This window comes from Streptomyces pallidus (ex Mingjun et al. 2026) (genome assembly GCF_051550185.1).
GTDB lineage: Bacteria > Actinomycetota > Actinomycetes > Streptomycetales > Streptomycetaceae > Streptomyces.
In genome coordinates, this window is record NZ_CP196181.1 from 6,989,694 (window position 1) to 7,001,571 (window position 11,878).

Annotated in this window: 10 protein-coding genes; 6 read left to right on the forward strand and 4 right to left on the reverse strand. The window is 74.5% G+C overall.

Features of this window, described 5'->3' with window-relative positions:
* Positions 1-17 precede the first annotated feature (17 nt).
* On the reverse strand, positions 18-422 hold the full coding sequence (locus ACSHWO_RS31130) for a DUF5997 family protein (protein WP_438317190.1): 405 nt from the start codon (positions 420-422) through the stop codon (positions 18-20).
* A gap of 58 nt (positions 423-480) precedes the next feature.
* Here ACSHWO_RS31130 and ACSHWO_RS31135 point away from each other — a divergent pair, with 58 nt between their 5' ends.
* Entirely contained in the window at positions 481-1,326 is an 846-nt protein-coding gene (locus ACSHWO_RS31135; protein ID WP_438317193.1) for a LysR family substrate-binding domain-containing protein, read from the forward strand.
* Between the two features lie 111 nt (positions 1,327-1,437).
* Positions 1,438-2,178, forward strand: a complete 741-nt coding sequence (locus tag ACSHWO_RS31140; RefSeq protein ID WP_361086444.1) for a PP2C family protein-serine/threonine phosphatase — start codon at positions 1,438-1,440, stop codon at positions 2,176-2,178.
* Positions 2,179-2,229: 51 nt separating this feature from the next.
* Here ACSHWO_RS31140 and ACSHWO_RS31145 read toward each other — a convergent pair whose 3' ends face one another.
* Together ACSHWO_RS31145 and ACSHWO_RS31150 are read right to left on the reverse strand one after the other, a co-directional pair.
* Entirely contained in the window at positions 2,230-3,363 is a 1,134-nt protein-coding gene (locus tag ACSHWO_RS31145) for a site-2 protease family protein (protein ID WP_438317198.1), read from the reverse strand.
* 83 nt (positions 3,364-3,446) lie between these two features.
* A complete protein-coding gene (locus ACSHWO_RS31150) occupies positions 3,447-3,800 on the reverse strand; it encodes a hypothetical protein (RefSeq protein WP_385838781.1) in 354 nt (117 codons plus the stop codon).
* 228 nt (positions 3,801-4,028) lie between these two features.
* Between ACSHWO_RS31150 and ACSHWO_RS31155 the strand changes: the two genes are divergently transcribed.
* Both ACSHWO_RS31155 and ACSHWO_RS31160 read left to right on the forward strand, forming a co-directional pair.
* A complete protein-coding gene (locus tag ACSHWO_RS31155; RefSeq protein WP_385838778.1) occupies positions 4,029-6,215 on the forward strand; it encodes a hypothetical protein in 2,187 nt (728 codons plus the stop codon).
* A 50-nt stretch (positions 6,216-6,265) separates the two neighbouring features.
* Positions 6,266-7,912: a hypothetical protein gene (locus tag ACSHWO_RS31160; protein WP_438317203.1), complete on the forward strand. Its 1,647-nt coding sequence runs from the start codon at positions 6,266-6,268 to the stop codon at positions 7,910-7,912.
* Between the two features lie 67 nt (positions 7,913-7,979).
* Here ACSHWO_RS31160 and ACSHWO_RS31165 read toward each other — a convergent pair whose 3' ends face one another.
* Positions 7,980-8,993, reverse strand: coding sequence for an alpha/beta hydrolase (locus ACSHWO_RS31165; RefSeq protein WP_438317206.1), 1,014 nt, complete (start codon positions 8,991-8,993; stop codon positions 7,980-7,982).
* 428 nt (positions 8,994-9,421) lie between these two features.
* On the opposite strand from ACSHWO_RS31165, the gene ACSHWO_RS31170 reads away from it, so the two are divergent.
* Together ACSHWO_RS31170 and ACSHWO_RS31175 are read left to right on the forward strand one after the other, a co-directional pair.
* Positions 9,422-9,904, forward strand: a complete 483-nt coding sequence (locus tag ACSHWO_RS31170; RefSeq protein ID WP_438317209.1) for a hypothetical protein — start codon at positions 9,422-9,424, stop codon at positions 9,902-9,904.
* 174 nt (positions 9,905-10,078) lie between these two features.
* The gene (locus ACSHWO_RS31175) at positions 10,079-11,860 is read left to right on the forward strand and encodes a hydrogenase maturation protein (RefSeq protein WP_438317212.1); all 1,782 of its coding nucleotides are present in this window, start codon (positions 10,079-10,081) and stop codon (positions 11,858-11,860) included.
* Positions 11,861-11,878: the final 18 nt, after the last annotated feature.

The following is an 11,878-nucleotide window of genomic DNA, read 5'->3' on the forward strand; positions in this document are numbered from 1 at the left end:
GGGTGGGGCGTCCGGGGTCAGCCCTCGGACTGCTCCCGGCGCGACGCGCGCTCCGCGTTCCGCTCCTTGATGCGGGCCGCTTCCTTGCGGACGTCGGCCTGCGTGGCGCGCTCCTTCTGGAGCCACTCCGGGTTCTCCTGCTTGATCGCGTCGATCTGCTCGGTCGTGAGGGCCTCGGTGACACCGCCGCGGGCGAGGCCGGCGATGGAGACGCCGAGGCGGGCCGCGACCACCGGGCGCGGGTGCGGGCCGTTGCGTCGCAGCTCCTGCAGCCACTGGGGCGGGTCGGCCTGCAGCGCGTTCAGCTCGCTGCGGGAAACGACACCCTCCCGGAACTCCGCGGGGGTGGCTTCGAGGTACACACCCAGCTTCTTCGCCGCGGTGGCGGGCTTCATGGTCTGGGTGGTCTTGTGCGACGTCATGAGGACAAGAATATCGAGCGTGTGCGCTACTCCTGACCACGCCCGGTAATCTGGGCGGGTGACAGGCTCGGAAGCACACCCCCCGCTCTCTCCCTCGTTCCGGCTCGCGTACGTCCCCGGAGTGACCCCCGGCAAGTGGGTACGGATCTGGAACGAGCGCCTGCCCGACGTTCCGCTGACCCTCCTCCAGGTGCCCGCCCCCGAGGCGCCGGACACGCTGCGTGACCGCGGTGCCGACGCCGGTCTGGTGCGCCTGCCGATGGACCGGACGGGCCTGTCCGCGATCCCCCTCTACACCGAGACCACCGTGGTGATCGTCCCCAAGGACCACCTCGTGGCCGCCGTGGAGGAGGTGACCACCGGGGACCTGGCGGACGAGATCGTGCTGCACCCGCTCGACGACACCCTCGGCTGGGAGACCCTTCCCGGGCGTCCCGCGTTCGAGCGGCCGGCGACCACCGCCGACGCCGTCGAGCTGGTCGCGGCCGGCATCGGCGTCCTCGTCGCCCCGCAGTCCCTGGCCCGCCTGCACCACCGCAAGGACCTGACCTACCGGCCGGTCACCGACGCGCCGACGTCCCGGGTGGCCCTGTCCTGGATCGAGGACGAGACCACCGACCTGGTCGAGCACTTCATCGGCATCGTCCGCGGCCGCACCGTCAACAGCACCCGCGGTCCCCAGCCGGCCGCCGCACCGCCGAAGCAGCGGGGCCGCGCCGGTGCGAAGGGCGGCGGCCGCGGTGCCGCGTCGGGCAGGTCGGCGGCCGGGAAGGGCCAGCGCGGGGGGACCGCCGGCGCGGGCGGCGCCAAGGGCGCCCGCACCGCCAAGGGCGGCAAGGGCACCGGCACCGGCAAGGGCTCCGGTACCCCCAAGGGCGGCAGGCCCCGCCGCCGCCCCTCCTAGCCGCCGGCCGGTACGCGGCCCCGCCTTCACGGCCGCGCCCGGCTGCTGTGCACGACGCCGCGGCCCCGTGCCGGGGCGGGTGCGGGCCTGCGGCGTGACAATGGTGGTGCGATGCCGTACGTAGCCGTGAGCGCGCTGAGCCATTCCGGGCTGATACGGGACCACAACGAGGACAGCCTCGTGGTCGGGCCGTGGACGCTGTGCGCCACCGTGACCCGCAACCCCCAGACCTTCGTCTTCCCCCTCGGCGAGCCCCTGGTCGTCGCCGTCGCCGACGGGATCGGCGGCCAGCCGGCCGGTGAGGTGGCCAGCGCCCTGGTCGTGCGCCAGCTCGCGGCGCTCGGGCCCGCCCTGGCCAGCGAGGGCGCCGTCCGAGAGGCACTGACGATGTGCGACCAGGTGGTGTACGCGGCCGCCGACAGCGACCCGGGGCTCGCCACCATGGGCACGACGGTCGCCGGGGCCGTGGTCCTCGCCGACTCGCTGATCTCCTTCAACGTCGGCGACAGCCGGGTGCTCGACGCCTCCGGGGAGGATCTGCTCCAGGTGAGCGTGGACGACAACCCGCCCCTGGCCCCCGGGCAGCGCACGACGTCCCTGCTCACGCAGGCCATCGGCGGCGCCCGGCACAGCACCGGCATCACGCCCCACGTCTCGGTGCGGCCCGTGGCAGCGGGGGCCCGCTACCTGGTGTGCTCCGACGGGCTGACCGACGCCGTCCCGGAGGAGGAGCTCGGCGAGCTGCTGCGGGTGCACGACGACGGCAAGGCCACGTACGAGCTGTGGCGGGCCGCGATCGAGGCGGGCGGCTCGGACAACATCACCCTCGCGCTCCTCCGCATCGGCGAGTAGACCCGGCGAGTAGACCCAACGAGCCGGAGCCGGGGCCGGGGCCGCCCGGGCTCAGTCCGGTCCCCGGCCCCCGCCCAGTGCGTGCCGGCGCAGCATCCGGGAGATGTCCGCCGCCGTCACGATCCCCACCAGCTGCTCCCCGTCCAGCACCAGGATCGGCAGCCCGGCGCCGGGCCGCAGCGCGTCCAGCGCCGCGGTCAGCAGATCGCCCGGGGCGGCCACCGCGCACCGCTCCCGCGGGGTCGCCACGTCGCGGACCCGCAGGTCCTCCCGCTGTGCGGCGGGGAGTGCGGCCAGCCGGCCCATGTGGACGATCCCGCTGGGCCGCCCGTCGAAGTCGAGGACGGGCAGCACGGAGTGCCGCGCCTCCAGGGCCACCTCGTCGATGAACCGCGGTACGGCGAGCCAGTCCGCCCCGGTGACCACGGGCGTCGACATGGCATCGGCCACCCGTACGCCCTCCAGGGCGGCGCGCAGCTCCGAGGTGCGCCGCTCGGCGCCCGCGACGACCGCCATGAACAGGCCCACGAGAACCAGCCACAGCCCGCCGGGGGAGCCGCGCAGGAAGGAGATCCAGCCGAAGGCCGCCAGCAGCACGCCGAAGACCTGCCCGCTGCGCGAGGCCGCGCGGTCCGCGCGCTCCCGGTCCCCGGTGCGCCACCACAGCAGTGCCTGGAGCACCCGCCCGCCGTCGAGCGGGGCGGCCGGGAGCAGGTTGAACACCCCGAGGAACAGGTTCGTCCAGCCGAGCCACACCAGGACGGCCGCGGGCACCGCCCAACCGGTCAGGGCGTGCAGGCCGAAGCCCGCACCGAGTGAGACGCCGCCGACCAGGAGGCTGGCGACCGGCCCGCTGACCGCCACCGCGAACGCCACCCCGGCGCTCTGCGGGCGCCCCATCCGGGTCATGCCGCCCAGCGCCCACAGGGTCACGTCCTGGACGGAGATGTCCTTGCGCCGGGCGGTCGCCGCGTGCGCGGTCTCGTGCAGCAGCAGGCTGGCCAGGAGCAGCAGCGCGCCGACGGCCGCGGCGACGGTGTAGACGGTGCGGGACTGCCCGGGCGTCCAGGCGGGGAGGGTCTGGCGGCCGAGCCCGTACGCGAACAGCACCACCAGCAGCGGAACGCTCCAGTGCATCCGCAGGGGTACGCCGACCACCCGCCCGATGGGGACCGAGCCGTTCATCGTCGTCTCCTGCCCCTAGTGCTGTGGCCGGACCACACCCCCCATTGTCGCTCCGGGGTGCGCGGGCGCCGCCTCGCCGGGGCTCAGCCCTCCGCGGCGACGGCGGCCGGCGCGGCCTCCAGCTCCCAGGCGTGGCGCTTGAACTCCGACCGGAAGTCGGCGTGGTCCTCCCACTGCCGGGCGATGCCGCGCAGCACGTCCCAGTGGTGCTCCACCGACTGGTCGATGACCCGGCCCAGGGCCGCGTCGGCCGTGGCGCGCTTCTCCAACAGCCCCTTGACCGCGGAGGCCTCCAGCACCGCGTTGCGCAGCGCCCGCAGCGCGCGGGACGTGTCGTCCATCGCGAAGCCGCGCTCGCTGCCGGTCGCCTCGTCGAACAGCGGGGTGAGCCGCGCCTCGATGAAGGCGGTGATCCGCTCGAAGTGCTGCACGTCCATCGGGGCTCCCTCTCCGGCCGCGCAGCGGCGGCCCGGCTCATCACGTCACGTTTCTCCGCCGCCCGGAACCGCCGGAGCGGCGCGGGTTGCAGGATATCCGTCGAAGATCCGCTACAGGACTGCCCCGGTAGCGCAACGGATCCGCGGTATCACCGTCGCTCCTCGTCCTCGTGGTGTTACCTTCCGTGTCGTCGGTGTGCGCGTATCGATGAGTCGGGGGGGCGGGGCATGATGAGCGCAACGGCGGAGCTCGGCCATGCGCAGGGGACGGACGCGGACGCGTTCCTGCGGCACATGATCTGGCGCTATCCGGACCAGCGGCAGCCGGTGGTGGCCCTGCTCGGGCCGCGCCGCTCCGGCAAGTCCACCGCGCTGCGGTCCCTGTCCCAGGGGTGCGGATCGACGGTGGTCCACGCCCACCTCGACTTCGACGAGACCCCGCTGGACCCGGTCTCCGCGGCGGCCCTGGTCGCGTTCCAGATGATGCGCGGCTGGGACACGTTGCGCCGCAGCCCGGTCTTCCACCGCTTCGCCCTCGGACTGCTCGCGCTCAACGAGGACCTGGAGCCCGACCGGGCCCGGGCGACGGACCAGATCCGCGACCTGATCCGGCACTACACGCGCAACACCCGCCGCGGCCGGTTCGCCTCCCGTCTGGAAGGCGCCGTGGACGCCACCATGGACGTGGTGGTCACCGGCGCGCTCAGCCCGCTCGTCCAGGGCCCCCGCGAGGTCGCCGGGGCGGTACGGGACGGTGCCCGGCCCGTGATCGGCTCGCTGCTGCAGAGCACCGCCCGCTGGGGCCTGCGCGACGCACTGCGCTGGCACGTCGGCATCCCGGAGGCGGAGGACGCCGGGCACGTCGACGCCCTGATCCGGCTCAGCTCCGCCTCCCGCTCGGCGGCGGTGGCACCCCTGCTGGCGGCCTTCCTCGCCGACGCCAAGGACCAGGCCGAGCGGCACCCGGCGCTGCGCTCCGCCTGCTCCTGCGAGGTCCCGACGTCCGGGCCCGTCCGCGGCCGCCACGACCACGCCTGGGTGTTGTTCGTGGACGGGGCCCAGACCCCGGCCGGCCGCCGCTTCCTCACCGCCCTCGTCGCCGCCCGGATCCGCAACGAGCAGCACGCGCCGGGCTCGTTCGGCGCCGCGGACCCGCTCGTCGTCCTCGCCGCCTGCGACCAGTGGCAGCCCGAGTGGACCACCCGCTGGTGCGAGCCGTGGCGCACCACCCCGCTGCCGGAGAGCCCGCAGCGCCGCATCCCCCTGCTGTCGCGTGCCACCCGCGCGGCCTGGACCCGGCAGGACGGGCCGGGCGGCGGCCCGGACCCGCTCTCGGCGGCCCACTACTGGTACCCGGTCTGGCTCGACCCGATGTCCGAGGAACGCGTCGGGGACATCGCCGACGGCGGCGGCTCCCTGGCCGCGCCGGTCCCCGCGTCCGTCGCCCACGCCCTCACCGGCGGCCACTGGGGAGCCGCCCTCACCCTGCGGGACCAGCGCGCCTCCGCGTCCCCCGATGCGGACACCGCCGAACGGGACAGACCCCTGCCCGCCGCCGTCGACGCGGGCGGGAGACCCCTGTGGTCCCGGGCCCTGGAGGGCAGCCTGCCCGAGGGGCTGGCCGCGCCCGGGCAGCAGTGGACCGGCGCGCCGCCCGTGGTCCTCGCCGCGGCCTACCTCGCGGACGTGCGCACCGCCGACGACCCCCGCGTACCGGCCGAGATAGCGGACCTGCCGCGCAGCCTGGAGCTGTTGCGCCGCAACCTCTGGGTCAGCACCTTCTTCCACCGCCCTTCCCTCATCCGGGAGGTCGGCTGGGGCGAGGCCGACCGGCCACCCGTCCTGCACCCCTGGCTGGGCCGCTGCGCGCTCACCGCCCTGGCCGCCGCCCCTGCGACGTTCCCCGCCCCCGCCGCCCCGGCCCGGCCCGGCCGGGAGACCCCCACCGACCCGTGGCGCGAGGTGTTCACCCGGCAGGCCCAGGCCCTGGCCTCGCTGACCTCCGCGCACAACGGCTCGACCGTCGCCCGCGACGAGCAGCAGCTCTTCTACGCCCTGGCCCTGGGGGACTTCCCCGCGGTCGCCGAAGCGCTCGCCACGCGGTTCGACCGAGACCACCGCGCCTGGGTGCGGCTCCTCGACTACCTCGCGTCGGCGCCCTGCCGCCTCGTGCACCAGCAGTCCGCGCAGGAGGCGTACGCCCTCCTCCTCACCGGGATCGAACAGACCGGCCGGGACGTCGTCTCGGTGGCCACCGCCAAGCTCCTGGCCCTGCTGTGGCTGTACAACGACCCGCTGACCGAGCGCAGCCGGCGATGGGACGCCCAGATCGAAGAGGGCTTCGAACGTCTGGCGCACAACTCCCGTCTGCTCGACGTCAGCGCCCTCCAGCAGGCCGGCGCCCGCTTCGCCTGATCCTCCCGCGCCACGCACCGCGTGGCCGTGCGCACCGCAAGGAGTCCTTCATGCCCGCAGGTGTACGCATTCCCAGGTTCCTCCGGTGGCGCCGCCATCCGGTGGTGTCGGTGGTCGTCATCCTCCTGGTCCTGGCCGGCGCCGTCGTGGGCGGCAACCGCCTCTACACGATCCTGGTCCCGCCCGAGCTGTCGTGCGGCAAGGGGATGACCGCCACCGCCAAGCCCGTGGCCTGCGTCGGGGTGAACCTGGAGGGCAAGCCGTTCACGAAGAGCGATCCGGAGCGGATGCGCGCGCTCCAGAAGGAGGTGCGGGCCGCCAACGACGCGGTGACGGGGGAGTCCACCAGTGTCGTGCTCATGCTGAACCTGTCGCCCGTCGATGACGTGGACACGGTGACGTACGAGTCGCTGTACCACAACATCGAGGGCGCGATCACCGCCGTATGGAGGGCGAACAACACCGCCGCGTACGGCAGCAGGCCCGGCGTCAAGCTCTACCTGGCCAACATGGGCAGCCGGTACGGGTCCTGGGAGCGGACGGTGGAGAGCGTCAAGCAGTACGCCCGGTCCGAGCGCATCTCGGCGGTCGTCGGCCTCGGCCAGTCCACCGAGCAGACCCGGCAGGCCGCCGCGGCGATCTCCGGACAGCTGCACATCCCGGTCATCGGCTCCACGGTCACCGGCAACTCGATGAACCTGGACCCGGCCGATCCGACGGGCAAGAAGCTGATCCCCGACATGTTCCGCGTCTCGCCGACCAACACGGACACCGTGATCGCCGCCAACCAGTACGTGTCGGGGCTGAAGCCGGCGGTGACCTCGATGGCCGTGGTCGCCGACGGCGTCGAGGGCGACGACTACACCGCCACCCTGGCGGCCGAGGCCAAGGTCCGCTTCCAGGCCCCGGACCGCACGGTGACCGTGCTGCCGTACACCTCCCCCCACGACATGCCCGGCGGTGCGGGCCGCTACGACTACCTGGTGCAGCAGTTCAGCCTGATGCACGCCAACCTGTGCCAGGCCGCCCCGTCCGCCGTGTACTTCGCCGGCCGCGGCCGCGACCTGGGCGCCTTCGTGCAGACCTGGGTGCAGGGCGCGCCCTGCGGCATCGCCCAGTTGAACATCCTGGTCGGCGACGACGCCTCGGAGGCCATCCGCGACGACGCGGTGCTCAAGGGCATCTCCTCGGGGCGGGTCACCGTGGCGTTCACGGCGCTCGCCAGCCCGGAGGAGTGGGGGAACGAGTGCCCCGGGTCGGACGCCAAGCGCAACTACGACCAGTTCTTCTCGGCGTTCACCGGGCGCCCCGACCCGTGCACGAAGCAGCCCCTGGCCACCACGCAGGGCGCGCAGCCGCCGCTGTCCTTCGACCCGGCGGGCCTCGCCAGCGGGCAGGCGATGCTGACGCACGACGCCGTGGTCGCCGGGCTCAGCGCCGCCCGGCACGAGGGCGCGGGCGTGAAGAACCCGGGCCTGCTGACCGGCATCCTGCACCAGTTCTACTGCGCGCAGATGCTGCCCGGGGCCAGCGGATGGCTGTCGTTCGGTGCCGACGGGAACCCGGTCGGCAAGCCGATCCCCGTCGTCCAGATCAACGCCGACGGCACGACGAAGACGGCCGCCCTGACCTGGCCGAGCTCCGCACCCAACCTGAGCCTGCCGCAGCGGGGCGGCACGGGAGCCCCGGGCTGCTGACGCATCCCGCTCCCGGCCGGCCCCCGCCGACGCGCGTGCGCCGGCGGGGGCCGCTCGGTGTCCCGGCTCAGCGGCAGAGCCGGGACACCAGCTCCAGCTCGCCGGCCACCGCCGCCGGGTCGCGCGGACCGGCGTGGGGGGCGGCGAGCGGACGCACGCGGAAGCGGTTGCCCGGGGTCAGCTCGTCGGCCTCCCGGATCATCAGGTCCTGGAGCGCCGGCGGGATCGCCCGGTCCTCGGTGAACTTCAGGAACGTGCGCGGGATCCGCCCCCACTTCTCCGGCAGGCCGCGCGCGTCGGTGACCGAGATCGAGGCCGCCTCGTCCGGTTCCAGGGTGTTCATCAGCGCCCGGACCTCGGCGTCGGTGTAATCGGCGCCCAGCGCCTCCTTGCATGCCGCGAAGAACGCCGGGTCGCTGGAGCGCCAGTTGACCCGGTTGACGCCCAGCTCCGGCGGGGTGGGCACGGCGGTCATCCGGAACAGCATGCTGGTCGCGGCTTCCGGAGTCGACATCAGCTCCAGCACCGTCTTCCGCTGCGCGGGGCAGAACGCCGAGGCGTAGACCAGGTGGTCGATCAGTTCGGGAATCCGGTTGGCCACCGCGTTGACGGTCGCCCCGCCCAGGCTCTGGGCCACCAGGACCACCGGGCCGTTGCGGCGGGCCCTGCGCACCACCGCCTCCACGTGGTCGGCGTAGTCCTTCAGCGTCACCTTGCCCAGCGGCGAGGGCTCCGTGCGCAGCCGCTCCAAGTCCTGCGGAGACTGGTAGGAGAGCGGGAAGTAGGCGTTGGAGCCGTGCCCGGGCAGGTCGACCGCCACTGCGCGGTGTCCGCGCAGTCCCAGCTCGGCCGCCCACGTTGCCAGGCCGTAGGAGTTGCTGCCGGCACCGTGGACCAGGACGAAGGTGACCGCGCGTGCGGGCCGGGAGGCGGCCTCGGCGGCGGAGGCCCCCGCGCCCACCGCCGCGACGGCACCGGCGCCGGCCACGGCGGCTCTCAGGACGGTGCGGCGGGACCGTCCGCCGTTCCCGTCCGTCGACGTCCCACCAGTTGTGTCACTCGTTTCACTCGTGTCACTCATACGGCCGACATTACTCCCGAGTAACCAAGCGGCGCGGGCAAGATCCGGCCAACCAGCATGAAGCCAGAGGTGATGCGCACCACCCGCCACCTCGGTCGAGAACGGGACAATCCGCGGACCCCGGGCGGAACACCCGGATCCGTGGCGATCCGGTCACCCCGCTACCGCCCCGCGGCAGCCCGCCCGCCGCCCCCGCCCCTGCCCGGCAGGCCGCGCCCCCGCCCGTCCGGGCCCCGCCCCCGCCCGTCCGGGCCCCGCCCGCCGATCCGGCCACCGGCGCGCGGGCTGCGCAGCCGCCGCCGGCGGGCGGAACTTGCCAACGGCACCTGCACCCCCTCGACGGTCGCTCGGGCCGCCCCGTTGAGTCGTCCCCGCGCCCACCGCACCGGCGAACCGGGCGCTTTCCGCACCGATCCGAGGAGCATTTCATGCACATGATCCGATCGTCCTTCGCGCTCGGCGCGGCTGCCCTCGCCCTCACGGCCGCGGGCGTCGTCCCCGCCGCCGCGGTGGAGCAGGCGACGCCGGCCCCCAAGGCGGCCACGTTCTGCACCTACGTCGTCGACACCGGCGAGGGCGGCTGCTTCGCGACCCGGGCCCAGGCCGCCGAACTCGGCGGGCAGGCGGAGTACAAGGACCTCGGCCGGATATGGAGCGACGCCAACTCCGGCGGCAGCGAGTTCACCTTCCGCGGCAGCGTCGGCTGCAACTGGCGCTACCCCGAGTTCAACGAGCTCTCCAAGTGGGGCTGGAACGACACCGTGAGCTCGGCCGAGGGCATCACCTGCCCGATCACCCTGTGGGAGCACAAGGACTTCCGGGGCGCCCACCAGACCTACCACGGCTACAACGCGTACGTCGGTGACGGCATGAACGACAAGGCGTCCTCCATCAGCTTCGACCTGCGCTGACCCGGCGGCGCCCCGGTACCGCCCGCCCTCCACCAGGTGGCGGTGCGTGGCTCCCCGTACGGGTGACACCGCCCGTACGTCTCAGCGACCGGCGCACGCCCGTGCCCGACGATCGCCGGTGGCCGAAACCGTTTCGGCCACCGGCGCCGCCGGGCCGGACGCTTGGGAGAACACGTGCTCATCCTGCTCGCCGCCAGTGCGTTCAACAGCCTCACCCAGCGGGTCCACGCCGAGTTGCGGGACCGCGGGCACAGCGTGGCGGTCGAGCTCGTCCTGCCCGGCACCCGCCTCGCCGAGGCCGTCGAGCGACACCGGCCCGACCTCGTCGTCGCCCCCATGCTCAAGACGGCCATCCCCCGCGAGGTCTGGTCCCGGCACGTCTGCCTCGTCGTCCATCCGGGCCCCGTCGGCGACCGAGGCCCCTCCTCCCTCGACCGGGCCCTCACCGACGGCGCCGACGCCTGGGGCGTCACCGTCCTCCAGGCCGACGAGGAAATGGACGCCGGCCCGGTCTGGGCCACCGCGCACTGCACGCTCCCGCCCGTCGGCAAGAGCGACGCCTACCGCGGCGAGGTCTCCGACGCGGCCCTGACCGCCCTGCTCCTGGCCGTCGACCGCTTCGCCTCCGGCACGCACACCCCCGAACCCCAGCGGTCCGGCCGCGCCCTGCCGTACCTGCGCCAGGAGGAGCGCCGGATCGACTGGGCGCACGACCCCACCGACCGCGTCGTGCGGATCCTGCGCGCAGCCGACTCGCAGCCCGGCGTCCTCGACGAACTGCTCGGCGGCCGGTGGTACCTGTACGGCGGCCACCCCGAGGACGGGCTGCGCGGCCGCCCCGGCGAACTGCTCGCCACCCGGGCCGGCGCGATCTGCCGGGCCACCGTCGACGGGGCCGTGTGGATCCCCGAACTGCGGGACGGGCGGCGCGTACCAGGCGAGCCGGCGACCGTGAAACTCCCCGCCACCCTCGCCCTCGCCGGCCGGCTGCCCGCCCTGCCCGAGATCCCCGCCCCGCCGGACACCACGACCGTGGACGGCGGCCCCCGCACCTGGTCGGACATCCGCTACCGGGAGGACGGCGAGGCGGGCTTCCTGTCGTTCTCCTTCCCCGGCGGCGCGATGAGCACCGAGCACTGCCGGCGCCTGCTCGCCGCCTACCGCGAGGCCTGCTCCCGCCCCACCTCCGTCCTCGTCCTCGGCGGCACCCGTGACTTCTTCTCCAACGGCATCCACCTCGGCGTCATCGAGGCCGCCGCCGACCCGGCCGAGGAGTCCTGGGCCAACGTGAACGCCATGGACGACCTCGTCGAGGCCGTGCTGACCACGACCGACCGGCTCGTCGTGGCCGCCCTCGGCGGCAACGCCGCCGCCGGCGGGGCCATGCTCGCCCTCGCCGCCGACGAGGTCTGGATGCGGTCCGGGGCGGTCCTGAACCCGCACTACCGGCTGATGGGCCTGTACGGCTCGGAGTACTGGACGTACACCCTGCCCCGCCGCACCGGCACCGGCGTAGCCCAGCGCCTCATGAGCGACGCCCTGCCCGTCGGCTCCGAGGCCGCCCGCCGCCTCGGACTCGCCGACCGGACCGTCGACTGCACCCCGCAGGCCTTCGCCGAGGAGACCGCCCGCCTCGCGGTCCGGCTGGCCGACTGGCCCGGCACCCGGTCCCGGGTCGCCGGGAAGAAGGCCCGCCGGGAGGTCGACGAGACGCTGCGGCCGCTCGCCGCCCACCGCCGGGCCGAGCTGGCCCGGATGCGGGAGGCGTTCTTCGATCCGCAGGCCCCCTACCACGCGCTGCGCAGGGCGTTCGTCCGCAAGGAGGTCCCGTCCGGGACCCCGCCGCACCTGGCGGTGCCCACCCGGGGACGGCGTACCACCGCCACCCCCGGGCGGCCGCCCGGAATCACTGCACCGGCCCAGTCCGACAGGGCGGCAGGGCCGGCCGGCTGCTAGCAAGAAGGGTGGGGGCGG